Source organism: Streptomyces sp. NPDC003379 (assembly GCF_053589195.1).
Genome location: NZ_JBSFRK010000003.1, coordinates 255,716 through 279,759 on the forward strand (window position 1 = coordinate 255,716; position 24,044 = coordinate 279,759).

Here is a 24,044-nt window from a genome sequence, read left to right on the forward strand (position 1 = left end):
CCGACCTACACGCAAGCAGTGGACCGCGGGCACGCCCGCGTCGCACTCGGGAGACGGGCAACCGGCTCAGCGCTGGACGGCACCGGCGTCAACGCCGGCGCAGCCTGCCCAGGAACCGCTGGGCCTGGGCGCGTCGCCGCGGGTCGGCGGAGGCACGACGCGCCTGTTCGATGGCGCGTCGGCCCTGCGGGCTCCGGACGAACTGCTTGATCTTCGTCAGCATTCCTGGCATGACTCTCCTCCTGTGACGGGGTGGCGAACGTATCCTGCACAGCTCCGTATACCCCGCCGCAGAGAAGTACTGCCGCCTGCTGACGCCCGGATCCTGGACTCAGGCCAGTTTCACTTGGCTGCCCCACCAGTTGCCCGGCGGCCGCTGCCATGACGTGAGGGGCCCGGCGAGCCTGCCGTCGGCGGTGCCGGTCAGGGTGAGCAGCGTGGCAGCCCCGTCCACAGTTCCCTTGAACAGCGCGATGTCCCGCCGCCCGTCGCCGTTGTAGTCGCCGGACACGAGATGACTGTGGGAGAACGTCCAAGTACCGGCCGGAGCGCTCCACGGAACGGTGGGCACCTGGAAGCCGCCGTCGGCGGTGGTCGCGAACCGGAACAGGGCGACGGACCCGTCGTCGTACCCGTACATCGCGATCAGCTCGTCGCGGCCGTCACCGTCATGGTCCCCCGCGGCCAGTTTCACTTGGCTGCCCCACCAGTTGCCCGGCGGCCGCTGCCAGGACTTCAGCGGCGCACCGAGCCCGCCGTCCGCGGTGCCGACGAGGGTGAGCAGTTCGGCGGCGGCGTCCCGGGTGCCCTTGAAAAGGGCGATGTCCTGGCGGCCGTCGGTGTCGAAGTCGCCCGTGGCGATCCGGCTCTGCGTGAAGTCCCAGGTGCCGGCGGGCGCTCTCCAGGGAGTGGAGGGGACCTGGAAGGCGCCCTCAGGAGTGGTGCCGAAGCGGAACAGCGCGGCGCTGCCGTCGTCGTAGCCGTACAGGGCCATGGCCTCGTCACGGCCGTCGCCGTCGTAGTCCCCGGCGGTCAACTGCACGTGGCTGCCCCACCAGTTGCCCGGTGGCCGCTCCCACGACTTGAAGGGGGCCGCGTACCCGCCGTCGGCGGTGCCGAGCATCGTCAACAGCGCGATGGAGCCGTCGCCATGGCCGCGCAGCAGGGCCGCGTCCCTGCGGCCGTCACCGTTGAAGTCGCCTGAGGTGATCCGGCTCTGGGCGAAGTCCCAGGTGCCGGCGGGGGAGCTCCACGGCACGTCCGGTATCTCGAACCCTCCCGCGCCGTTTGTGGGGAAGCGGAACAGCGAGACCGACCCGTTGTCGTACCCGTAGAGGGCGGAGAGGTCGTCACGCCGGATGTCGTTGCCGACGCGGTCCTGCCGTTGCTGGAAAGCGATCCCCTTCTGGTTCGCGCAGGTCGACAGCACGATGGGGGCGCCCCGGCGCTCGGAGGAGTTCTCCACTTCCAGACAGCGCATCGGCGTGGTCGTCATGGAGAGGATCCAGGCGGAGTCCGCACGGCTGTCGAGCACGAAGTCGACCCCCGGCGAGCCGGCGCAGCCCCACTGTTCGACCCGCGGGGCCGATGTGCCGTCCGCGGGCGCGTCCGTCCGTACGGCCAGGCACTTCCCGCTGTGCGCGTTCACGATGTGGACCGCGCGGGTCGAGGCGGCCGAGGGCCGAAGCAGCCAGCGCGCTCCGGGCTGGCCGTCGCAGTCCCACTGCCGGATCTTCGCCCCGTCGGCGCTGGAGGAGTTCTCCACCTCCATGCACCTGCCGCTGTGGACGTTGAGGAGGTTGACCGGTGTGTCGGCCCCCGAAGCCGAGGCTGAAGCCGAAGCCGAAGCCGAAGCCGAAGCCGTCGCGGTCCGCGCGGACAGCAGGGCGGCCACGACGGACAGCGCGGTGACGAGGAGCCACACGACCGACCACCCACGCGTACGGACACTGCCATTGCTGCCACTGCTGCCACTGCGCATACGGACCCACCCTTGAGCGTCGGACGCACCGGGCCGGAGCCTCGCAGACCCTCCTGACGGCTCGCTGACCCCGGCGGTGGTTCTTTCCGGGCGCCGGATGGAAATCTCGCTTAATGTGCCCGTATGGTCACTAAAAGGAACATTTCCGCTTCAAGGTGTCGACGTCACCCGCTCTCGCGAGGCGCCGGCCTGATGTGCGCCGCGGCCGTGGCGGCGGCCCTGCTCACCGGCTGTGGCGATGACGGCGACGGCGGCGGCACGAAGACCGACGCGGCCAAGGTCGCGCGGACGCCTGCGACGTCGCCCTCCCCGTCGGCGAGCGACGGCGCTCTCACCGACGACCAGAGCGAGCGGAAGGCTCTCATCCCGAAGGCCAAGATCGGTTACGACGAGGCGCTGCGCACCGCGGTGGCGGCGGTGGACAAGTCGAAGCCGGTCTCGATCGAGCTGAAGGGGACGCCGGACAGCCCCAAGTGGGAGGCCGAGGTGGCGACGGCCGACGGAGCCAGTCACAAGCTCGACGTCGACGCGGTCAGCGGCAAGGCAGGCAAGGCGCGGGCCGACTCGGACCAGGACAGCGACGACAAGCGCGAGCTGGCGGACCGCCTCCGCAAGGCCACCGTGACCGCCGAACAGGCCGCGAAGACCGCCACGGACAAGACCAAGGGCACCGTCAGCTCCATTGAACTGGAGGACTCCGACGGAGGCGCGCCGAAGTGGTCTGTCGACGTCGTGACGACCAACGACTGGAACAAGACGACGTTCGACATCGACGCGACCAACCGCAAGATCCTTCGGGAGCACGTAGACCGGGACTGACCGACGCGCATGCCGCTGTACGCCCATGCGCCCCCCAGCGGGGCCTCGTGATGCCGACCTGGACACCATGAGGCCCCGCTCCGCGATTCCGCCGGACGCCGCCGCGCGGCAGTAGGCGACCGTCATCGCCGCCGACGTCCGGTCGTGTTGCGTCGCGTACAAGCCGCGTCCGGCCTCCGGCGAACTCTGTACACCGCATCTGGCGACCCGGCACCGGCCCACCGTCATGGCCACTGGGACCGGAACTGGGACCGGACCTGATCCCTGACCGCCGCGATGTTCGCCTTCGGCATCATCGACGTGATCGGCGGCAACGTCGTCCGGAGATTTACTTCTGCCGCGTTCCGCGGCGCGCCGCGACCCCGCGCGCGGGGGAGACGAACTCCTGCGCTGCGTCGTCGGTACGGCGAAGAAGGAGAACGGCACGCAGGCCATCCCCTGTGACACGAGCGCCCAGCGGAGTCGGGTCGCGACTTTCCGCAGTCGGGTCACGAGTGGGATGTGGGGCCCATGTGCCTGGGCGGACGGAGATGAAACGTTTCTTCTGAGGGCGCGCCGCGCTCTCTCGGGGAAACCCCGTCTTCGCCCACTGGAGGACCCACCATGAGGAACAAGATCATCGCCTCGGCCGTCGCATGCGCCGCACTCGCCACCGCGGTCGTGGCCAGGCAGGGAAAGCTCCAGGCGGCCCACGCGTCCGGCACCTCGCAGTCGGGCGGCAAGGGCCGGGCCTGCCCCAGCTGCTGCAAGCCGGGAGCATGCCACAAGGCGGCACCCTGACCGTCCCGCGAGCTGTCGCCCGCTGCCGCGGTCCCGCGCGACAGCGGGCGCTGTCACGTTCGCGCCGTACCGTACGTCGCTCCAATGGACCGGGGGAGAACGGCGCACACCCGGGTGCCGCGCCGCATGCGGTCGATCGTGCAGTGGCCGCCGATCTCCGCGGCCCGCTCGATCATGGACGGCAGTCCCATGCCACGGTGACGCGGGGCGGCATCGACGCCGATTCCGTCGTCCTGGACGACGAGGGTGAGCCGGTCGTCGTCGACCAGGACCCGCAACTGCGCGCGTGCGGCCTGGGCATGGCGTACGACGTTGTTGAGCGCCTCGGCGGCGATCCGGTAGGCCGCGACCTCGACGGCCGCCGGGAGAGGCGGCAGGGGAGAGGGCATCAGGTCCATGTCGATCCGGGTCCGGTTCGCGCCGAAGGCGCAGGCCAGCTGGCCCAGGGCGCCGGTGAGGCCCAGTTCGGCCAGCGGCGCCGGGCCGAGGCGTTCGGTGATCCGCCTGACCTCCCTGATCGCCATGCCGAGGTCGTCGCGGACGGCGTGCAACGCTGCCCGGACCGGGTCCTCGGCGGTCAGCCGCGTGGTCGTGTTCTCGACGCGGAGCCGGAGCCCGGCCAGGGTCGGTCCGAGCCCGTCGTGGATGTCGCGCCGCAGATGCCGCCGCTCCTCCTCCCGCGCCGTGAGGATCTGCTCCCGGCTGGTACGCAGTTCCTCCTGCAGGCGCAGGGAGGCGAGTGCCGGGGCGGCCTGGTTGGCCAGTGACGACAGGACGCCGGTGTCCCGGGCGTCGAGCGTCGTCTCCCCTTCCCGCACACCGACCGAGATCCGGCCGATGGCGACGCCCTGGTGCAGCAGGTCGAAGTGGCGGGGTTCGGGCCCCACCCGGCCCTCCCGGGCGAGCAGGTGCGGACCCGCTTGCGTGTGGACGACCAGGGCCGCGCCCGGAAGACGCAGGCTCTCCACGATGGTGGCGCACAGGGTGGCCGGGATCTCCTCGGGAGTGACCGCGCGGCTGATGCGCGTGGCGAGGGTGTGCAGGACTTGGTAGGGGTGCGCCCGGTTGCCGTAGAAGAGGCGGTCCACCAGGCCGGTCGCCCAGGCCATGGTGCGGCGTAGTCCGGCGCCCAGCAGGAAGGCCACGGCCACCAGGACCAAGGCGTCGACGGTCTCGCCGAACGCCAGTCCGGTGACCAGCACGGCGGTCGCGGCGACAAAGCCGGCCGTGAGCAGCGTTCCGACCATGAGCCCGGCGAGCATCCGCCGTGCCGAGCGGCTGATGCGCCAGGAGCCGGTGCGCATCACGAAGTGGGCGAAGGACGCCGTCCACAGGGCCGAGCCGAGGACGTACAGGCCAAAGGCGGGCCAGTAGTGGCCGCCATGCAGATAGCGGAAGGCCGACTGGCCGGCCGCCATCACGACGTAGCCCGCGGCGAGCAGGAGGATCGGGCGCCGCCGACCGGGCTCGCCGGAGCGCAGGCGCGCCAGCAGCACGGCGACGCCCACGCCGATGAGCAGGTAGTAGGACACCTCCCAGGCAGTGGTCAGGGAGGTGTCCAGCAGGGCCGCCGTCTGTCCCCACCAGCCGCCGCTGAGGGGATTGGGCAGGCCGAACCGTCCGGGGGCCGCCGCGACGACGAACACCTGCGGCACCATCCACAGGGCGACGGCGGCCACGTAGAGCCGCCACCACCGGCTGGTCAGCCGGCCGTCGGGGAACCACAGCGTCAGCGTGTACCAGATCGTGCCGTAGACCAGATTGCCTACCATTTCCAGCACGGTGACCAGGACGCGCACCGCGGGTCCCGGCTGCTCCACCAGGACCGGGGCGGCCGCCGCGCTCGGCAGGATCGCGCAGACACCGAAGGCCAGCAGCAACCATCCCGCCGGACTGCCCGGGCGGTGCGCGTGCAGCAGGACGCCTCCGGCGGCGGCCGCCAGCCCGTAGGGGAGGACGGACAGCCCCGGTGCGCTCAGCGCCACCCCGGGAGCGCCCAGGCGCGCCAGGAGGTAGCAGATCCACAGAGCGGTGATGGCGACGGTGCCCGCGGCGCACAGCGTCGCGGCGGCCAACTGCCGCTCCGCCGGCGTTCGACGCACGGCGCCGACCACCACATAGTCGCTGCCTGAAGTCATGTGATCACCTATAGTAATCGCCGTGGCAGAGGAGAGCGCTCTTGGCGCCGACGCGGACACGATCACCGTTCTGCTGGTCGACGACCACCCGATGTTCCTGGAGGGGCTGCGCGGCGTCTTCCTGCCCCAGGACGGCTTCCGGGTCGTCGGGGTGGCGGGCGGCGCCGACGAGGCCGTCGCGCTGAGCGTCAGCGCCGCACCCCAGGTGGTCGTCCTCGATCTGGGGCTGCCCGACGGGTCCGGCATCGAGGTCACCAGGCGCCTGCTCGTCGACCGTCCCGACGTCAAGGTGCTGGTGCTGAGCATGTCGGACGACGACGACAACGTCCTGGCGGCGATGCGGGCGGGCGCCCACGGCTATCTGGTCAAGGGCGCGGACCGCGAGGAGATCCTGACGGCGATGCGCACCGTCGCGCGCGGCGGTGCGGTCTTCGGTCCCCGGGTCGCCCTGCGGTTGCGTACGTACTTCGACTCGCTGGCGGCCGCGCCGGGACGGTCCGCGTTCCCGGAACTGACCCCGCGGGAGCTGGAGATCCTCGATCTGCTGGCCGGCGGGCTGAACTACCGTCAGATCGCCCGTCGGCTGACCATCTCCGACAAGACGGTCCGCAACCACGTCGCGAACGTCTTCGCCAAACTGCAGGTCAACGACCGGGCACAGGCCATCGTCCGCGCCCGCAACGCGGGGCTGGGCGCGGACGCCCCGCCGTCGCCCAGCGGCCAGGACTGAGCACCTACACCCTCGACACGCTCGGTACGCCGATCGCGGTCGGCCCACTCTTCTGCTTCTCACGGCGACCTCCTCACGGGACGTCCCCCGCAGGCCAGTCTCGCGCGCCCATGCGCCCGGCCGCGTGGGCCACACAGCTCATCCGCGTCCCGCTCCCGCGCAGAGCCGCGTGCCCCACCCGCCGCCCGGCCCCGTCCCGGCCTCGGTACGTACGGGAAGAGGCAGCACGGCTCAGGCGCCCGGGACGGCCGGGCCGCCACGGTGGTGACATGCCGATCGCCCTGGCGACGGCGTAACAGTCACAGCGTCACCACGCACAGGAGGTATCACCGTGACCGCCCACACAGTTCACACGCAGCGCCGCCCCCCACTGCTCCAGACGGCATCGGCTCCCGACGGCGGCATGCAATGGCTTGACCGGGTCAAGGCGATCGCACCCGTGGTGCGCGAGCACCGGGAGCAGGCCGAACGGGACCGCGTCACCCCGACGCCCGTCATCGACGTACTGCGGGCCAACGGCCTGCACCGCATGTGGGTCGGCCGCCACTTCGGCGGCGGAAACGTCAGCTTGACCACCGGCTCCGCCGTCCTGCGGCAGCTGGCACGGCTGGACGCCTCGGTGGCCTGGCAGATGGGCGTACAGGGGGCCATAGGCCGACTGTCCGACTACCTCCCCGAAGCGGCGGCCCACGCCGTCTTCGCCGAACACACCGGACTGGTCGTGGGCAGTGTCCGCCCCGCGGGCCGGGCCCGCGCGGTGCCGGGCGGCTACCGGCTGACCGGCACCTGGCCGTTCGCCAGCGGCTCCGCGCACGCCGACTGGCTGGTGTGCGCCGCACAGGTACCGGACGGGGCGCCGCGCATGCTCTTCGTGCCCCGGTCGGCGGTCCGCCCGCGGGACACCTGGCACTCGCTGGGCCTGCGCGGCACCGGCAGCAACCACTTCGACGTCGACGACGCCTTCGTACCGGAGGAGTTCACCGTCGACGGAGCGGCGATGCTGCGCCCGCCGCCGAGCCGCGCCTCACGGGCGTACGCCATCGGCTACTACGACTTCGGGCCCTTCACATCCGCCTCAACGGTCCTGGGCATCGCACAGGACGCGGTGGAGACGTTCCGCGAGCTGCTGTCGGACTCCGGCACCGCTCCCGGCGGGACTGTCCACGCCGGCTACGCGCGAGCCCAGATGCGGGTGCGCCGCACGGCTCTGCTGCTCGCCGACGCGGCCCGGCGCGTCTCGGCCCACGGCCAGAACGGCGGTGAACCGCTCAGCGCCCTGGTCAAGTTGACCGCGGCGACCGTGGCGGAGGACGCCACCGCCGCCGTGGACTCCCTCTACGACCTCGCCGGCGCACGCGCCGTCTACACCAGCGGCCGGCTCGAACGGTGCTTCCGCGACATCCACACGGCTGTCAAGCACATCACCTTGTCGTCGGCGCACTTCGAGACCGTGGGCCAGTACCTGCTCGGTGACGGCCCGGTCCTGCACCACTGAAATCCCACTGACACCACTGAGATCCCACTGAAAGGAAGAGGCATCACCATGCCGAACATGAAAGCGCTCCAACTCATCGCCCCCCGCAAGACCGTCCTCGCCGAGGTACCCGTCCCCGCGACGCCGCCCGACGGCCTGCTGCTGAAGACACGGTGCGTGTCCATCTGCTCCACGGACATCTCCTTCTTCGAGGGGCACCTCTATCCCTCGGAGTATCCGATCATCCTGGGCCACGAGTACCTCGGAGAAGTCGTCGACATCGGACCGGAGTTCCGCAGCGCCGTGGACATCTCCATCGGCGACCGGATCGTCTACTGGGGCCAGACCGACTTCGGCGGGTTCGCCGAGTACCGGTCCCTGCGGCCCGTGTTCTCCGGTGAGGACAAAGAGGACCTCTTCTGGGCCGACCGGGACTTCTTCGACGACCGCCGCGCGGCCGCCGTGAAGGTCCCGGACTCCCTCGGCGACCTGGAGGCGTCGTTCATCGAGCCCACCACGGGCGCGCTGCGCTCCATGCTGACACATCCGCCGAGGGTCGGTGACCGGGTCCTCATCCTCGGCACCGGGCCCATCGGCATCATCGCCGGCAGCGTCATCAAGCGCCTGTTCGCGCCGCACAGCGTGGTGTCGGTCGACGCCAACCAGCGGCGCAACGCGCAGGCCGAGGCGCACTTCTCCGAACGCGCCCATCTCCCCGAGGAGCTGAGCCGCGTACCGGACAACTCCTTCGACTACGTCTTCGACGCCCTGCCCACGGTCAAGGCGACGGACCGCGAGAAGGACCCGCGCCGGCTGGCGATGCGGAAGCTCAAGCCACAAGGGCGATACGTCCTGTACGGGGCCTCGCAGGAGATGCAGCAGTTCGACACCTGGCTGATGCTGGCCAAGGGCCTCAACATCAGCTCGGCCCCGTTCGACGTCAGCAGCTTCCCCATGCACCGCACCGCCAACGTGATCGTCGCCGCCGCCCACATGCTGGCGACGGGCATCGTGGACGGCAAGGGTCTGCTGTCCACGGTGTGCCCCTTCGACGACTACGACCAACTCGTCGACATCCTGGCCAACTACCGGGCCACGACCGACCTGAAGACCATCGTGGACTTCCGGCCGCCTCTCCTGCTGGAGGCGGGCCCCGACCGGTCCGGGGAGGACACCCGCGCACAGGAGGACGGCCGATGACCGGCGACCTGGACCGCACGGCCTTCACCCACGCCATGGCACGAGTCCCCGCCCCCGTCACGGTCACCACCACCGTCGACGGGGCGGGGCGGCCATGGGGCTTCACGGCGAGTTCCTTCTCGTCGCTGTCCCTGGAACCGCCTCTCGTCCTGGTCTGCGTCGGCCGTACGGCCAGTGTGTACGGCGCCTTCGCCGAGGCACGGCACTTCCTCGTCAACGTGCTGGCCACGGACCAGGCCGAGGTGGCCGCCCGGTTCGCCGCGCGGGGCACCGACCGCTTCGCGGCGGGGGACATGGAACCCTGCGAGAGGGGACTGCCGGGGCTGCCCGACGCGGCGGTACGGGTGGCATGCCGGCTCCACGAGCTCGTCGACGGAGGCGACCACGGCATCCTGATCGGCCGCGTCGAGACCACGTACGTCGGACAGCGACCGCCCCTGCTGTACTGCGACCGCTCCTTCTGCCGCCCGGCGCCCCTGCGTGGCCGTCAGATGGCCATCCCGTAGACGATGGTGAAGAGCGTCCCCAGGGAGCCGATGATGAAGACACCCGTCAGACCGGCGACGATCAACCCCTTGCCCTGTTCCGCGCTGAACGTGTCGCGGAGCGCCGTGGCACCGATCCGTTGCTTGGCCGCGCCCCAGATGGCGATGGCCAGACAGAGCAACAGGGCCAGGGCCATGACGACCTGCACCATGGTCTTGGCCTCGGTGCCCAGCGCGCCAAAGGGTCCCCAGTCGGGGGCGACGCCCCCGATGATGGTGGTGATGTCGCCCTTCTCCGCTGCGAGTTGCATGCTGCGCCTCCCGGTTCAGTCCTGGTGTGACCACCGTAGCGAGGCGGTCGCCATCTGTACGAAGGAGCGGCCCAACGGGTTCGTGTCACCGCCACAGGGGATCGGTGCCCTCCGGGAAGCGGAACCAGCGGCGGGCCGACGGATCGTCGGCGCGCAGCTCGCGCCCGGTCAGGCCCGTCTCGTCGAACGGCCCGCCGCCGACTTCGCCCGGCGCCCGGAAAGTGAGCATGATGATGGTTGATGCTCAGAGGGATGGAAGGGCGTATGGATCTGACAGCGGTGCGCCATGTGGTGGATGGGCGCAGTCGGCTGCCCTGGCTGCCGGGGGACGCGTGGCTGGCGGGCGGTACGGCACTGTTCGGTGAGCCCCAGCCGACCGTGCGGCGATTGCGGGATCTGGCGCCGTGCGGATGGCGGCCGGTCACCGTGACCGGGGCCGGCGTCGAGGTGGCGGCCACCTGCACCATCGCCGAGCTGCTGTCGTTCGCCGAGGCGCCGGGCGGGCCCTGGCCGACGGGCCGGGCACTCATCGCCGACTGCTGCCGGGCGTTCTCGTCGTCCTTCAAGGTGTGGAACGCCGCCACGGTCGGCGGGAACCTCTGCACCGCCTTGCCTGTCGGCCCCATGATCTCCCTGGCTGTGGCGCTGCGCGGGGAGTGCCGGATCGTGGACCTCGACGGAAGCGCACGGACCGTGGCCGCCGAGCGGTTCGTCACCGGGCCCGGGAACACGGTGCTGCTGCCCGGCGAGATGCTGCGCTCCCTCGTGCTGCCCGCCACCGCACTGGCCCAACGCTGCACGGTGCGCAGAGTGAGCACCCACACGTGGGGCAGGTCGGCCGCCCTGGTGATCGGCACCGACGACCGGCAGACCGGGCGATGGGCCGTCACCGTCACCGCCGCCACGACACGGCCGGTACCCCTCTCCTTCACCCGCAGGCCGTCCGCCCCCGAACTGCGGCACACCCTGCGGGAGGCGCTCACGGCAGACCTCCTGCTCGACGATGTGCACGGACCGGCGGACTGGCGCCGTCACCTGGTCGAACTCCTGGCGGAAGAGGCCAGGTGCGAGCCGGGGGAGAGGCGGTAGGCGGCATGACGTTCTCCGTACGGATCAACGACAGCGAAAGCCATGAGCCGCCACGGCCGGGGCAGTGCCTGCGCACCTACCTGCGGGAGCGCGGCTGGACGGGGGTGAAGAAGGGCTGCGACACGGGCGACTGCGGAGCGTGCACCGTTCACGTGGACGGGCTGGCCGTGCACAGCTGCCTGTATCCGGCGCACCGCGCCGACGGACGGACCGTCACGACCGTGGAGGGCCTGGGCGCCGGCGCGCGACCACCGCATCCCGTACAGGAGGCCTTCGCCCGGTCGCGGGCCTTCCAGTGCGGCTACTGCACCGCGGGGCTCGTCATGACCGCGGGCGCCTTGACCTCCCAGCAGCTCGCCGACCTGCCGCAGTCCCTGAAGGGCAATCTGTGCCGGTGCACCGGGTACCGGCCCATCGGCGAGGCGGTAGAGGCGGCGCGGCATGCAAACGGTGAGGGATACGAGTCGTCCGGCGTCCGGGATGAAGGGGACACGGTCGCCCACGACATCGTCACCGGCACCGCACGCTTCACCCTCGACCACCCCGAGCCGGCGGGCCTGCTGCACATCGCCCTGGTGCGATCCCCCCACCGGCACGCCCGTGTGCTGGGCGTCGATGCCACCGCCGCTCGCGCCGCGCCCGGCGTGCACGCCGTCCTCACCCACCACGACGCTCCGCGAGGTCGCTTCTCCACGGCCCTGCACGAAGACACCGACGACGACCCCGCCGACACGCGCGTCCTGGACGACGTCGTACGGCACGTCGGGCAGCGCGTCGCCGTCGTCGTCGCCGACAGCCCCGGCGCCGCCGACCGCGCCCGCGACCTCGTCCGCGTCACCTACCAGGTCCTGCCCGCTGTGACCGACCCCGACCAGGCACTGGCCCCGCGAGCGGTACGCGTGTGCGAGGACGGCAACATCGCCGGGGAGTTCCACCACACCACCGGAGACACCGAGCGGGGCCTGGCCGAGGCGGACATCGTCCACGAGGACACCTTCCGCACGCAGCGGGTCCAGCACACCGCCATGGAGTGCCACGCCAGCCGGGTGTGGGCCGAAGCCGACGGCCGCCTGCACCTGCACTGCGCCACCCAGGCCCCGCATCTGGTCCGCCGCAGGCTGTGCCAGGTGTTCGGACTCGACCCGGACCGCCTGCGCGTCACCGCCGGCCGCCTGGGCGGTTCCTTCGGCCGGAGTCAGGATCTGCAGACCGAGGACGTCGCCCTGCTCGCCGCCCTGCACACCGGGCGGCCCGTGCAGCTGGAGAACACGCGCACCGACGAGCTGACCGCCACCACCACCCGCCACCCCTTTGAGGTCCGCGTCACCCTCGGCGCACGCCGCGACGGCACCCTCACCGCTGTGAAACTGCGCATCGTCGCCGACACCGGCGCCTACGGCAACCACGGCCCGTCCGTCCTCAACGTCGCCTGCACGGAGACCCCGGCCCTCTACCGCTGCCCGAACCTGACCGTCGAGGGCTACTGCGTGCGCACCCACAACGTCCCCGCGGGCGCCTTCCGCGGATACGGCGGCGGCCAGCTCGCCTTCGCCCTGGAATCCGCCCTCGACGACCTCGCCCGCCGCCTTGGCCTCGACCCCCTCACCATCCGTGAACGCGCCTACCTCCGCCCCGGCCAACAGGCCCCGTTTCCCGGCGCCGGCGGGCACCGCCCCGTCATGGACGCGGGCCTCGGCCGCTGCCTGGACCTGATCGGCCGAGCCCGTGCCGAGCGCCTGCGCACTCACCCCGTACGCAGCGGGCAGCGCCACCTCGTGGGCGAAGGCATGGCCGTGGCCACCCTCTACACCGTCCCCGCCGACCAGCACATCGCCCAGGCAACTGTCACCCTGCGCCCGGACGGCCACTACGACGTGGCCACCGCCGTCCCCGACTTCGGCAGCGGCACCAGCACCGTGCTGCGCCGCATCGCCGCCCGCGCCCTCTCCACCAGCTGCGACCATGTGCACCTCAGCGATGCCGACACGGATCGGACCGGCCACCACAGCGGCGGCTTCGGTTCCACCGGCCTCACCCTCACGGGCCGCGCCGTCGCCCGGGCGTGCCAAACCCTCACCGCGCTCCGCGCCGACGCCCGGACGGCCGACATCCCGCTCCACGCCTCCGCCACCTGCCTCGCGGAGGACGTCGTCCCGTCGCTGGCGTTCAGCGCCCAGTGGTTCCGCGTCGAGGTCGATACCGCGACCGGACTGGTGCGCGTCCTCGACAGCGTGCACGCGGCGGACGCCGGCACGGTGATGGACGCCGCGCAGTGCCGCGGCCAGGTCGAGGGAGCCGTCGTCCAAGGCGTGGGCACCACACTGCGGGAAGATCTGCCCACCGACCCCGCGGGCCATGTCACCACCCCTGGCCTGCGCACCTACACCATCCCTCACTTCGGTGAAGTGCCGCCCACCGACGTCCACTTCGTCGAGTACGCGGACGGGGACGGCGCGGTGGATCCGAAACCGATGAGCGAGCTGCCCTTCAACCCCGTGGCCCCGGCGCTGGCCAACGCCGTACGCGACGCCACCGGCGTCCGCTTCGCCTCCTTGCCCCTGCGCCCGGACCGTATCTGGAGAGGCTGCGGATCCGCGCCGCCTACACGTTCCTGAGCGCGGCGCCGATCAGTGCCGTCACCGACTCCAGATGCTCCGGAGCGGGCGGGCTGTCCGCCGCCAGGACAAGGGCGGCATGCGGGGGGACAGGGATGTGGAGGCGGGCGGGTGCGGGGGCCGGAGGGGTGAGGTGCAGGTCGGCTGTCGTACAGCCCAGGACCGGCGCCGCGTGTTCGGCGACCGACCGGACGACGGCTGCCGGTGTGGTGGCCGTGGCCAGCGCCACGACGAGCGCGTGCAGGCGGTCGAGCCTGGCGTGCGCCGCGGCGAGGGACGTGGTGAGCGCGATGCGGTCCTCGGTGGCACGGAAGCGGAGTGTGCGCTCGCGCTCCAGGGCGTTGAGGCGTTCCTTCAGAGTGAGGAAGCGGTCGCAGGGGTCGACGCGGACCGCACGCAGATGGACGGTCGGCGTGGGCAGCCACTGGGCGCGGGCGCCGAAGCAGCGGCAGCGCACCCGCGTGCCGTCGAAGCCGTGCAGCGTGAGGCCCGCCGGCGTCGGGTGGCTGGTGCGCAGCCACTGCCGGACGCGCAGGGCGACATCATCGGCGGACTCGGAGACGAGGCCGCTCAGAGGCGTACCGTCCTCGACCCCCGGCAGCAGCCGGACCGCCGCCGGGTTCGCGGCCAGCACCCGGGTGTCGGCGGCGACGAGCAGCACGGGCTCCGTGAGCAGACCGGTGATCTTCCGGAAGAGGGTGAGCGCCTCGACGCGGATCACAGCAGATCGCCGTAGTACTCACGCCCGGTGCCGTGCTCCGGCTCCGACGGCGGGCGCAGATGAACGACCACGCGACAGCCCACGTCCCAGCGGGCGATGGTCTTCTCCAGCTCCACACGGGCATAGCCGAGGTTCTCCGCCGCGATGGTCCCGAAGATGTTCGACGTCATCATGCACATCGAGGGGCGGCCCACGACCTTCTCACCGAACGGGCACACCCGGTTGCCCAGAACGATGCGTTGTTCGTTCTCCTCGATGACGAAGAACTGACCGCCGAGCCGCATCTTCAGATCGACCATGGTCCGCGCCACCTGCGCACGGTCGAGACGGTCCACCGAAAGAGCTTTGACGTACTGGTTGTTGATGTCACCGCCGATGGTCTGGCTGACGAGGCTGACGTACCCCGCCGCCTCCTCCAGGCCGACCACGTCCTCAAGGACACGCGCCAGTTCACGGATCAGACTGCGCATGAACACATCGCGGTCGAGGGCGATGGGTGCTTCGGATGGTTCCACGGGAAGGCCCCCTCGAGGCGCACCGCACGACAGACGGCACTTGCCTAACGTCACGACATGATTGCGTACCGTGACGCGTCCTGTCGACCGGTTTCGGCCAACCCCCGATCCATTTCCACTCGGCCTACGCGTCTCTGCGCCTGAGGGACCACCATCCCGCGAGGACCGCCGCGCCCGTCCACAGCGCCGTCACCCCGAGCCCCGCCCACGGGGCGAGGTCGCCCGGCGGGTCCACGTAGAGGATCTGTTGTCCGGCGCGGTCGGGCAGGTAGTCGGCCAGGGAGCCGGAGGTCTCGCCCAGGATCATGGAGACGATGAGGATGAAGGGGATCAGGATGCTGAGTACGGCGAGGCCGCTGCGCAGTACCGCGGTCAGGCCGGCCGCGAAGAGCGCCATCAGCGCGAGGTAGAGGGCTCCGCCCAGGCAGGCGCGCAGCGCGTCCCCGTCGCCGAGGCTCAGCGCCGCGTCACCCAGGAAGGCGCTGCCGCCCAGGAACGACACGAGCGTCGTCACCAGGCCCATCGCCAGGGCGAGGCCCGCCACGTTCGCGAGCTTCGCCGCGTAGAAGAGACCCCGGTTGGGCACCGCCGTCAGCGAGGCCCGGATGGCTCCCCCCTGGTACTCGGACGACATGGCCATCGTGCCGAAGGAGATCGCCGCGATCTGGCCGAGGTTGAGGCCGAGGAAGACGGAGAAGAGCGCGTCGAAGTCGGCGCTGTCCGCCTCGGAGTCGCCGATGGCCGCGTTGGCCGCGACGGCGAAGCCGGCGGTCAGGAGGAAGACGGCCAGCAGCGACCAGGCGGTGCCGCGCAGGGTCCTGATCTTGATCCACTCGGAGCGGAGTACGGCTGCGGTGGACATGATCAGGCCTCCTGCGGGGCTCGTGCGGAGAATTCCGTGGCGGTGGCGGTGAGATCGAGATACGCCTGCTCCAACGTGGCCTCCTCGGCGGCCAGTTCGAGGAGGACGATGCCCTCCTGGGCGGCCAGCGGGCCGATGGCGTCGATCTCCGCGTCGTCGATCAGGATGCGCCCGTCGTCCGAGTCGACGGGGGTGTGGCCGTGCCGCAGCAGGACCTCGCGCAGCCGTGCGGGCTCCGTCGTGCGGACGCGGACCCGCGGCTTGACGCGGGCCGCGATGAAGTCCTTCGTCGGTGTGTCCGCCAGCAGCCTGCCCTTGCCCAGGACGATCAGGTGGTCGGCGAACGAGGCCGTCTCGCCCATGAGATGGCTGGAGACCAGCACGGTGCGGTTCTCCCGCGCGAGGCGGCGCATCAGCTCACGGATCCAGATGATGCCCTCGGGGTCGAGGCCGTTCGACGGCTCGTCGAGCAACAGCACCTGGGGGTCGCCCAGCAGGGCGGCGGCGATGCCGAGGCGCTGGCGCATGCCGAGGGAGAACGTCTTCACCCTGCGGGACGCCGCGCTCGCGATGCCCGTCAGTTCGAGGACCTCGTCCACCCGCACGTCGGGAATGCGGTTGCTCGCGGCGAGAGCCAGGAGGTGGCTGCGGGCGGTGCGGGAACCGTGCGGCGCCTGGGCGTCGAGGAGGGCGCCCACATGCCGCAGCGGCTCGTCGAGCCGTGTGAACGGGCGGCCGCCGATCGTCGCCGTGCCCGCGCTCGGGCGGTCGAGGCCGAGGATGAGGCGCATGGTGGTGGACTTGCCCGCGCCGTTGGGGCCGAGGAACCCGGTGACCTGTCCTGGCCGGACGGAGAAGGTGAGGCGGTCGACCGCGCGCACCTGCCCGTAGACCTTGGTCAGGTCCTTCACTTCGATGGCAGTCATGGTGACGACGGTGCCCTCCACGGGGCGGCGCCCGCTTCCCCCGGCGGAGGGAACGGCCTCCCCCACGAGGGGGAGGCAACTGCCCTGACCTGCTGCGAACATGACCCTCATGAACCGTCTCCATCGGCTGCTGCTGCCCGTGTCGCGTGCGGTCACGTACACCCGGTGGCTGCACCTGTTCATCGGCGCGGTGGCCGCCGTGGTGGTGGTCGGGGTGGCCTTCCCCGGCCTTGAGGATCCCGGCGAGGGCAGGTGGCTGCTGCTGCTCCTCGTGCCGCTCCCGCTGCTGGCGCTCGCCGCGTCCGTCCCCGGCACCCGGGTCGCCGAGACGATGCAGGCGCGGTTGCTGCTCTACCCCGGGCCGCGGTCACCGCACGAGCATCCGGCGCCGGACATCGCCGGTTCGCCCTCGGCCTCGTGGGGCGACCGGTGGCGGGTCTTCGTGTGGCTGACCCTGCGGCTGTGGCTCGGGTTCGGGGTCACCGTGGTCACGCTCAACGGCCTCGTACTGACGCTGGGTCTGCTGATGCCGTCCCTGTGGCCGCCGTTCGGGCCCGCGCCCATGCTGCTGCCCGAACGGTGGGGATGGTGGTACCCGCTGCTCGCCCCGGTCTCCGGCGCCGCGCTGGCCGCCGTCGTATGGGGGTCCGGCACGCTGATGGCCGGACTCGCGCCCCGGCTGCTCGGCCCGTCCCCGGTGGAACGGCTCGCCGAACTGGAAGAGCGTACCGAGCGGTTGCTGGAGCGCACACGGCTCGCCCGCGAGCTGCACGACACCATCGGACACGCGCTCACCATCGCCGTGGTGCAGGCGGGCGCGGCGCGCGCGGCCGGGACGCAGGAGTTCACCGACCGGGCGCTGGCCGCCATCGAGGACACCGGACGCGAGGCGCTGTCCGAACTGGACCGCGTGCTCAGGCTGTTGCGCGAGGACGCCGACCCGACGGCGCAGCGGCCCACGCTCGCGCACGCCGGACGGCTGGTGGACTCCGCGCGCGGGGCCGGCGCCGATGTGACCACCCGGATCGACGGGGACCTCGACGCCGTGCCCGGGCCGATCTCCCGCGAGGGCTACCGGATGCTCCAGGAGTGCCTCACCAACGTACTGCGGCACGCGGGCTCGGTGCCGGTGACCGTACGGATCGAAGTCCGCGACGCGTGGCTGGAGCTGGAGGTGCTGAACAAGCGGGCGGCCGCATACGAAGGGTCCGGTGGCGGTGGCTCCGGGCTGCGCGGGCTGCGCGAGCGGGCCGTCCTGCTCGGCGGCGCGGCCACGTACGGGCCGTACGACGGGGCATGGCGGGTGCACGTCACCCTGCCACTACAGTGACCGGCATGCCGATCACCGTCCTGCTCGTCGACGACGACGCGCTCGTACGCGCCGGACTGCGCGCCATCCTTGAGGCGCAGCCCGACATCGAGGTCGTCGGCGAGGCGGCGGACGGCGCCGCCGTCATCCCCCTGGTGGGGAAGGTGAGGCCGGACGTCATCGCCATGGACGTGCGCATGCCGCTGATGGACGGCATCGAGGCGACCCGGGCCGTGCTGCGGACGGTCGCCGACCCGCCGAGGATCCTCGTCATCACCACGTTCGAGGAGGACGAGTACGTGTACGGGGCTCTGCGCGCCGGAGCCGACGGGTTCCTGCTGAAGCGCGCCCGGCCCACCGAGATCGTGCACGCGGTGCGGATCGTCGCCGAGGGCGAGTCGCTGCTCTTCCCGCCCGTGCTGCGCTCGCTGGCCGCCGCGCACGGCGACGAGTCGTCGCGGCGGGCACTGGAGAACGCCGCGCTCACCGAACGCGAGGGCCAGGTGCTGCGGTGCGTCGCGCGCGGCCTGACGAACGCGGAGATCGCCGCCGAGCTGCACCTGGGCACCGAGACGGTGAAGACGCACGTGAGCGCGGTGCTGGCGAAGCTCGGCGCGCGCGACCGCGTCCAGGCCGTGATCACGGCGTACGAGTCGGGCTTCATCACCGCGGGGGCGGACGAGTAGCGGCACTTGACCGTGTAGTCCGCCGACAGAACCGCGCCCGCCCGCGCGGCTAGCCTGCGTGTCCATCGAGCCCACGACGCGATACGTGAGGAAGCAGATGAGCGGTGTGCGGGAGCTCCCCAAGGACTGCACCACGGTGGACCTGGCCGACCCCTGGTTCTTCCGGCACCACGACCAGTACGAGCTGTGGCGCAGGCTCCGGGCCGAGCACCCGGTCTTCTGGACGGAACCCCGCGAGGACCGGCCGGGGTTCTGGTCGCTCACGCGGTTCGAGGACGTACAGCGCGTCTACCGCGACAACGGGCGGTTCACCTCCGAGCGCGGCAACGTCCTCACCACGCTGCTCGCGGGCGGCGACTCGGCGGCGGGAAAGATGCTCGCGGTCAGCGACGGCGAGCGCCACCGGGAGCTGCGCAACGTCATGTTGAAGGCCTTCTCGCCCCGGTTCCTGCGGACCGTGGAGCGCCGGGTGCGGGACATGGCCGACCGGCTGATCCGTGAAGTGGTGGAGGGGGGCGGCGACTTCGCGGCGGACGTGGCGGAGAAGATCCCGATGGGGACGATCTGTCATCTGCTGGGAGTCCCGGAGAGCGACCAGGCGCACCTGCTGACCCTCACCAAGTCCGCGCTCGGCTCGGAGCACGAGGACGCCACCGAAGAGGCCGCCGTCCGCGCCCGCAACGAGATCCTCCTCTACTTCCTGGACCTCCTGGACGGCATCAGGAAGACGCCTCGCGAGGGCGCCATCTCCGCCCTCGCGGACGGCGCGGTCGGGGGCCGGCCGCTCACGGAGGAGGAGATCGTCTTCAACTGCTACAGCCTCGTCATCGGCGGGGACGAGACCAGCAGGCTCTCCATGATCGGCGCGGTCCACGCGCTGGCGGAGCACCCGCGGGAGTGGAAGCTGCTGCGCGCGGGCGAGGTGGGGACGGACACCGCCGTGGACGAGGTACTGCGCTGGACCACCCCGGCCATGCACTTCGGGCGGACCACGCTGGAGGAGGTGACGATCGGCTCCCGCACGATCGGGCCCGGCTCGGTCGTCGTGCTCTGGAACACCGCGGCCAACCGGGACGAGGAGGTGTTCGAGGAGCCCGACCGGTTCCTGCTGTCACGGGCGGCCAACCGCCATCTCACCTTCGGCTACGGACCGCACTTCTGCATCGGGGCCTCCCTGGGGCGCGCGGAGGTCGGTGCCGTACTGGACGCCCTGCGCGCCCACGCCTCGGCGCTTGAGCTGACCGGCGAACCGCGGCGGGTGCACTCCAACTTCCTCAACGGCTTCAGCAGCCTTCCGGTCGCCTTCACCCCGGCCTGAGGCGGGGCCCTGAGGCGGGGCCGGGGCCCCGCCCTCGTCAGGCGAACCGCTCGCGCGCGTGCAGCCTCGTGAGCACCGGGAACGCGTAGCGGCCCGTGGAGTCCGGCCCCTCCAGGAGCTGGTGGTCGACGAGTGTCTCGGCCACGTCCTCGGCGGCGAGGAGGCTGCAGCCGAGCGAGGCGGCGGCCGCCCGCAGGGTGAAGGAGACCCCGCAGGCTCTCGCCAGCGCCAGCAGGGCCCGCCGCGACGCGCTCGCCAGGGACACGAGGTGCGTGTCGAGGCGGGCGCGTACGTCCAGCTCGCCGTGGGACAGCTCCGACAGGCGCCCCTGTTCGTCGGTGAGCCGCTGGACCATGCGCGTCAGGGACCAGTGCGGGCGGGCGATCAGACGCTGGCCCACGATCCGGATGGCGAGCGGGAGATGCCCGCACAACTCGGCGGTCTCCTCCGCCATCTGACGCTCGGCGAGCACCCGCTCCTCGCCCACGATGCGGGTCAGCAGCCTGACCGACTGCTCGGGGGTGAAGAGGGAGAGCGGGAAGTGCCGGGCCCCCGGGATCGTGGACAGCGGCGCCCGGCTGGTGAACAGCAGGGCGCTGGTGAACCCGCCCGGCAGCAGCGGCTGCAGTTGCTCGTCGCGTACGACGTTGTCGACGACGACGAGGACACGGCGCTCGGCGAGCAGGCTGCGGTACGCGGAGATCCGCTCGGTGAGCATGCGCGGGATCTCGGCCTCGGCCATGCCCAGCGCCCGCAGGAAGCGGTGCAGCACGGTGTACGTGCCGTGGCCGTCCGCCTGGGTGTCGCTGCGCAGGTCGGCGTAGAGCACCCCGTCCACGTACCGGAGCCTGCACGAGTTCGCCACGCGGACCGCGAGGACGGACTTGCCGACCCCCGGCGGTCCGTAGATGGAGGCGACCGGCGAGGGGCCGAACAGGCCGCCGGGCGAACCGCTCTGGGTGAGGTGCTGGAGCACCTGGTGGTGCTCGCTGCGGCCCACCAGGTCCGGGGTGTCCGGCGGCAGCCCGTACGGACGCTCGGCCTCCGCCCGGTCCGGGGCGACCTGCACGGCCTTGTCGTCCGTGGCGCGGTTGACGCCCCGCAGCACGGACAGCTGGGCGGCGCGCAGTTCGGGTCCGGGGTCGATGCCGAAGTCGTTGCGCAGGGTGCGGTCCAACTTGCCGAACAGGTCGAGGGCTTCGACCTGTTGGCCGGCTCGGGCCAGCGCGACCATCAGCTGGGCGTGCAGGCCCTCGTGCAGCGGATGGTGCCGTACGAGGGGCTGCAGCTGGTCGATGGCCTTCTCGTAGTGGCCGTAGGCGACGGCCAGCTCCGACAGGCGCAGCGCCGCGGTGATCTGCCGCTGGTTGGAGTCCAGGGCGAGCGGGTGCTGCTGGAGCCGCGGCGACGCTCCGTGCAGCACGGGGCCGGACCACAGGCGCAGCAGGTCCGTCAGGAGCCGCACCTCAAGGGTGAGGTCCCCGCCGGCTCGGGCGTGTTCGGCGTCCTTGGCCAGCTCGCGAAAGCGCAGCAAATCCAGCTGGTCGGAGCCGATCCGCAGTTCGTAGCCCGCGTTGCGGCGCACGATCGCCGACGCGTCGGAGCCCGGGTCGCTGTGCTTGGCCAGCAGGGCGCGCAGCCGCGAGACATAGGTATGGACCAGTTGGTTGAAGGAGTTCGGGGGTGCCTCGCCCCACAGCACGTCGACGATCTCCGCCTGGGAGACGCTCTCGTTCGCGTGCAGGGCCATCAGGCCGAGCAGGCTCTGCTGCATGGGCGTGCCGGCGTTGAGGACGCTCCGGCCGCGTACCGCTCTGAGCGGACCGAGGACGCGGAGCGTCAGCCGGTCGCCCTCGCCGTACGCGTCCTCGTCGAGGAGGGACTTGGCGGCCGCCTGGTCGAGCAGGCGAGGCTCCTGTAACACTTCGGCCAGGCGCTGTATGGAGTGCCGTCGCGGCATGCGGACCCGGCCGTTCTCGATCTCCCGCAGTGTACGGAGGCTGATTCCGGACCGCTCGGCCACCACCCGCTGACTCAGCCGGGCTCTGTCTCTCGCGTCTCTCACCACCTCCCCGAGATCGTCGGTCTGGTCGTGCAATGCGCCTTGGACCGCCATTCATCCCCCGTCCGTCGACGAGCAGCCATTCCTGACACCCATTCCAGCTAGGTATTTGACACGTCTGTACGACGCTGCGGAAGAGGCAGATCGTGCATCCAGTGTCTATCCAGTGAGACGCGTGAGCGCCATGGAAATATTTCTGCGCGTCGACGAAGATCCGCTTTGAAATTGATTGTGCTGGATGATCCCTTGTAAGCGAAACGTCAGGGTGGGTGTGCCCGGGTGGGAGTGACTCAGCCATGCTGATTCGCGAAAGCAGTGCGCGGCTGAGCCTGGTCGAGCTGGGCGACCTCGCGCGAAATGATCTTCCCCCGCGACTTGCGAAGCACGAGGAGTCCCTGCGTGAGATAGTCGACTGGGCGTCCAGCTACCTCTCCCGACCCCACCCTGAAGTGGGGCGAAAAGGGCATGTCTGCCCGTTCGTCAAGACGTCGTTGAACAGGGAGCTGTTCTATCTGGCGGTGGAACCAGGGGTTCCGGAAAGCTCCGCGGCGACCGCGGAGGCGCTGCGCGGATACCGCGACTGGTTCCTCGAACTCGCCGACCGGCACGGGGGCGCCGCGCAGTACACGACGATTCTCGTGCTCTTTCCCGAACTGCCTCGGGACAGGGTGGTCGAAATTATTGAGAACACCCAGGTATTACTGAAAGCGGACTATGTCTCGCAAGGGCTGATGATAGGCGAGTTCCATGATGGGCCACCGGCCAAGGGCGGTTTGTGGAACCCCGAATTCCGCCCCTTGAAGAGTCCGGTGCCGTTGCTGGCGATACGTCACATGGTGCCCACAGATCTGCCGTTTCTGAAGGACGACCCGGAGCAGCTGGCGGAGTATCTCCGCCGCTTCGGCAAGGACCACTGAACGGCAGGGGCGGGTCAGCCGCAGATCTCCTTGAGCCGGGACAGCAGCCCTGCCTCCGTCTGGCCGTCCTGCGGCACGGGGACGACCTGGAGGTCGGTCACCCCGGCCGCGCGATACGCGGCGACCCGCTCCTTCACATAGCCCTCGGGCCCGCACAGCGTGGTCGCCGCGAGCAGCTCCGCCGGAACGGCCGCCGCCGCCCCCGCGCGGTCACCCGCCCCGAACAGCCGTGCCACGGCCTCGGCCTCGGCCCGATACCCGTATTTACAGACCAGGTCGTAGTAGTAGTTGTGCCCCGCCGCGCCCATCCCGCCGATGAACAGGGCCAGTTGGCCGCGGGCCAGCTCCCTGGCCCGGGCGGCGTCCGGGCCGATGGCGAGGAGCCCGCCCGCCGAGATCCGCAGTGGGCCGAGCCCGGGGTCCCGCCGCGCCGCCCCGGCCCGCAGGTCGTCGCCCCACACCTCGTCGTACCGTTCGGGGTCGAAGAACATGGGCAGCCAGCCGTCGGCGACCTCGGCGGTCATCCGGACGTTGCGCGGTCCCAGCGACGCCACCCAGACGGGAACGGCCGGCCGCACCGGCGGCGTCAGCAGCTTCATGGCGGTGCCTAGCCCCGTGCCGCCCTCGCCCGCGGGCAGCGGCAGGCGGTGCACCCGGCCCTCGTACGTCACCGGTTCCTCGCGCCGCCAGAAGGCGCGCAGCACCGCGATGGTCTCCCGGGTCCGTGCCACCGGCTCGCGGTACGGGACGCCGTGCAGCCCCTCCACCACGCGGGGGCCCGAGGTGCCAAGGCCCAGGTGACAGCGCCTGCCTGACAGGGCGTCGACTCCGGCGGCCGTCATCGCGAGCAGGGCGGGGGTGCGGGTGTAGACGGACATGATGCCCGAGCCGATCTCCACCCGCCGGGTGCGAGCGGCGATGAAGCCCATGAAGCTCGGGGCGTCGTGGCCGTACGCCTCGGGCACCCAGATCAGGTCGAGACCGGCGCGTTCGAGCTCCGCCACCTGCTCGGCGGCGGCCACGATGTCGCCGTCGTACCGCAACTGCATGGAAATCCGCATGGTGTGCTCCGGGTCCAGGAGGGCAGGGGCAGGGAGGCGAGGAGG

Annotated in this window: 22 protein-coding genes and 1 pseudogene; 12 read left to right on the forward strand and 11 right to left on the reverse strand. The window is 71.3% G+C overall.

Translation table 11 applies throughout. The features are described from left to right. Positions 1 to 88: 88 nt before the first annotated feature. Together ACWDVB_RS04805 and ACWDVB_RS04810 are read right to left on the reverse strand one after the other, a co-directional pair. Positions 89 to 232 carry a hypothetical protein gene (locus tag ACWDVB_RS04805; RefSeq protein ID WP_451513878.1) on the reverse strand — a complete coding sequence of 48 codons (144 nt, stop codon included), beginning with the start codon at positions 230 to 232 and terminating at the stop codon, positions 89 to 91. Positions 233 to 331: 99 nt separating this feature from the next. Further along, positions 332 to 1,981 carry an RICIN domain-containing protein gene (locus ACWDVB_RS04810; protein ID WP_451513877.1) on the reverse strand — a complete coding sequence of 550 codons (1,650 nt, stop codon included), beginning with the start codon at positions 1,979 to 1,981 and terminating at the stop codon, positions 332 to 334. Positions 1,982 to 2,173: 192 nt separating this feature from the next. Between ACWDVB_RS04810 and ACWDVB_RS04815 the strand changes: the two genes are divergently transcribed. Together ACWDVB_RS04815 and ACWDVB_RS04820 are read left to right on the forward strand one after the other, a co-directional pair. Then, positions 2,174 to 2,800, forward strand: coding sequence for a PepSY domain-containing protein (locus ACWDVB_RS04815; protein ID WP_451513876.1), 627 nt, complete (start codon positions 2,174 to 2,176; stop codon positions 2,798 to 2,800). Between the two features lie 603 nt (positions 2,801 to 3,403). After that, the gene (locus ACWDVB_RS04820) at positions 3,404 to 3,580 is read left to right on the forward strand and encodes a hypothetical protein (protein WP_451513875.1); all 177 of its coding nucleotides are present in this window, start codon (positions 3,404 to 3,406) and stop codon (positions 3,578 to 3,580) included. Between the two features lie 53 nt (positions 3,581 to 3,633). On the opposite strand, the gene ACWDVB_RS04825 is transcribed toward ACWDVB_RS04820, so the two are convergent. Then, complete coding sequence (locus ACWDVB_RS04825) at positions 3,634 to 5,718, reverse strand: sensor histidine kinase (protein ID WP_451513874.1); 2,085 nt, start codon at positions 5,716 to 5,718, stop codon at positions 3,634 to 3,636. Positions 5,719 to 5,740: 22 nt separating this feature from the next. Between ACWDVB_RS04825 and ACWDVB_RS04830 the strand changes: the two genes are divergently transcribed. The 4 genes from ACWDVB_RS04830 (at position 5,741) to ACWDVB_RS04845 (ending at position 9,628) form a co-directional block, all read left to right on the forward strand. Next, positions 5,741 to 6,448 (forward strand): response regulator, encoded by a 708-nt coding sequence (locus ACWDVB_RS04830; protein ID WP_451513873.1) that lies wholly within the window; start codon positions 5,741 to 5,743, stop codon positions 6,446 to 6,448. Positions 6,449 to 6,779: 331 nt separating this feature from the next. After that, positions 6,780 to 7,943 carry an acyl-CoA dehydrogenase family protein gene (locus ACWDVB_RS04835; protein WP_451513872.1) on the forward strand — a complete coding sequence of 388 codons (1,164 nt, stop codon included), beginning with the start codon at positions 6,780 to 6,782 and terminating at the stop codon, positions 7,941 to 7,943. Between the two features lie 48 nt (positions 7,944 to 7,991). Further along, complete coding sequence (locus tag ACWDVB_RS04840; protein ID WP_451513871.1) at positions 7,992 to 9,122, forward strand: zinc-dependent alcohol dehydrogenase; 1,131 nt, start codon at positions 7,992 to 7,994, stop codon at positions 9,120 to 9,122. Continuing rightward, a complete protein-coding gene (locus ACWDVB_RS04845) occupies positions 9,119 to 9,628 on the forward strand; it encodes a flavin reductase family protein (RefSeq protein WP_451513870.1) in 510 nt (169 codons plus the stop codon). The genes ACWDVB_RS04840 and ACWDVB_RS04845 overlap by 4 nt, the downstream gene beginning before the upstream one ends. On the opposite strand, the gene ACWDVB_RS04850 is transcribed toward ACWDVB_RS04845, so the two are convergent. Both ACWDVB_RS04850 and ACWDVB_RS04855 read right to left on the reverse strand, forming a co-directional pair. Then, entirely contained in the window at positions 9,610 to 9,918 is a 309-nt protein-coding gene (locus ACWDVB_RS04850; protein WP_451513869.1) for a hypothetical protein, read from the reverse strand. The genes ACWDVB_RS04845 and ACWDVB_RS04850 overlap by 19 nt on opposite strands. Positions 9,919 to 10,006: 88 nt before the next feature. Continuing rightward, a pseudogene (locus tag ACWDVB_RS04855) lies at positions 10,007 to 10,111 on the reverse strand (LysR family transcriptional regulator); the annotation flags it as partial. Positions 10,112 to 10,182: 71 nt separating this feature from the next. On the opposite strand from ACWDVB_RS04855, the gene ACWDVB_RS04860 reads away from it, so the two are divergent. Together ACWDVB_RS04860 and ACWDVB_RS04865 are read left to right on the forward strand one after the other, a co-directional pair. After that, a complete protein-coding gene (locus ACWDVB_RS04860) occupies positions 10,183 to 11,007 on the forward strand; it encodes an FAD binding domain-containing protein (protein ID WP_451513868.1) in 825 nt (274 codons plus the stop codon). Positions 11,008 to 11,012: 5 nt separating this feature from the next. Further along, positions 11,013 to 13,622 (forward strand): molybdopterin-dependent oxidoreductase, encoded by a 2,610-nt coding sequence (locus ACWDVB_RS04865; protein WP_451513867.1) that lies wholly within the window; start codon positions 11,013 to 11,015, stop codon positions 13,620 to 13,622. Here ACWDVB_RS04865 and ACWDVB_RS04870 read toward each other — a convergent pair. From ACWDVB_RS04870 to ACWDVB_RS04885, 4 genes are all read right to left on the reverse strand, one after another. Further along, positions 13,609 to 14,343, reverse strand: a complete 735-nt coding sequence (locus ACWDVB_RS04870; RefSeq protein ID WP_451513866.1) for a hypothetical protein — start codon at positions 14,341 to 14,343, stop codon at positions 13,609 to 13,611. The genes ACWDVB_RS04865 and ACWDVB_RS04870 overlap by 14 nt on opposite strands. After that, positions 14,340 to 14,858, reverse strand: a complete 519-nt coding sequence (locus ACWDVB_RS04875) for a methanogen output domain 1-containing protein (protein ID WP_451513865.1) — start codon at positions 14,856 to 14,858, stop codon at positions 14,340 to 14,342. The genes ACWDVB_RS04870 and ACWDVB_RS04875 overlap by 4 nt, the downstream gene beginning before the upstream one ends. A gap of 124 nt (positions 14,859 to 14,982) precedes the next feature. Then, complete coding sequence (locus ACWDVB_RS04880) at positions 14,983 to 15,720, reverse strand: ABC transporter permease (RefSeq protein ID WP_451513864.1); 738 nt, start codon at positions 15,718 to 15,720, stop codon at positions 14,983 to 14,985. A 2-nt stretch (positions 15,721 to 15,722) separates the two neighbouring features. After that, positions 15,723 to 16,646 carry an ATP-binding cassette domain-containing protein gene (locus ACWDVB_RS04885; protein ID WP_451513863.1) on the reverse strand — a complete coding sequence of 308 codons (924 nt, stop codon included), beginning with the start codon at positions 16,644 to 16,646 and terminating at the stop codon, positions 15,723 to 15,725. 109 nt (positions 16,647 to 16,755) lie between these two features. Here ACWDVB_RS04885 and ACWDVB_RS04890 point away from each other — a divergent pair, with 109 nt between their 5' ends. The 3 genes from ACWDVB_RS04890 to ACWDVB_RS04900 all read left to right on the forward strand — a co-directional run bounded on the left by ACWDVB_RS04890 (position 16,756) and on the right by ACWDVB_RS04900 (position 19,959). Beyond that, positions 16,756 to 17,976, forward strand: coding sequence for a histidine kinase (locus ACWDVB_RS04890; RefSeq protein ID WP_451513862.1), 1,221 nt, complete (start codon positions 16,756 to 16,758; stop codon positions 17,974 to 17,976). Between the two features lie 5 nt (positions 17,977 to 17,981). Continuing rightward, positions 17,982 to 18,641, forward strand: coding sequence for a response regulator (locus ACWDVB_RS04895; protein WP_451513861.1), 660 nt, complete (start codon positions 17,982 to 17,984; stop codon positions 18,639 to 18,641). Positions 18,642 to 18,726: 85 nt separating this feature from the next. Then, complete coding sequence (locus ACWDVB_RS04900) at positions 18,727 to 19,959, forward strand: cytochrome P450 (protein WP_451513860.1); 1,233 nt, start codon at positions 18,727 to 18,729, stop codon at positions 19,957 to 19,959. Between the two features lie 37 nt (positions 19,960 to 19,996). Here ACWDVB_RS04900 and ACWDVB_RS04905 read toward each other — a convergent pair whose 3' ends face one another. Continuing rightward, positions 19,997 to 22,075: a BTAD domain-containing putative transcriptional regulator gene (locus tag ACWDVB_RS04905; RefSeq protein ID WP_451513859.1), complete on the reverse strand. Its 2,079-nt coding sequence runs from the start codon at positions 22,073 to 22,075 to the stop codon at positions 19,997 to 19,999. Positions 22,076 to 22,317: 242 nt separating this feature from the next. Here ACWDVB_RS04905 and ACWDVB_RS04910 point away from each other — a divergent pair, with 242 nt between their 5' ends. After that, a complete protein-coding gene (locus tag ACWDVB_RS04910) occupies positions 22,318 to 22,938 on the forward strand; it encodes a DUF6875 domain-containing protein (RefSeq protein ID WP_451513858.1) in 621 nt (206 codons plus the stop codon). 14 nt (positions 22,939 to 22,952) lie between these two features. Here ACWDVB_RS04910 and ACWDVB_RS04915 read toward each other — a convergent pair whose 3' ends face one another. Further along, complete coding sequence (locus ACWDVB_RS04915; protein ID WP_451513857.1) at positions 22,953 to 23,999, reverse strand: LLM class F420-dependent oxidoreductase; 1,047 nt, start codon at positions 23,997 to 23,999, stop codon at positions 22,953 to 22,955. Positions 24,000 to 24,044: the final 45 nt, after the last annotated feature.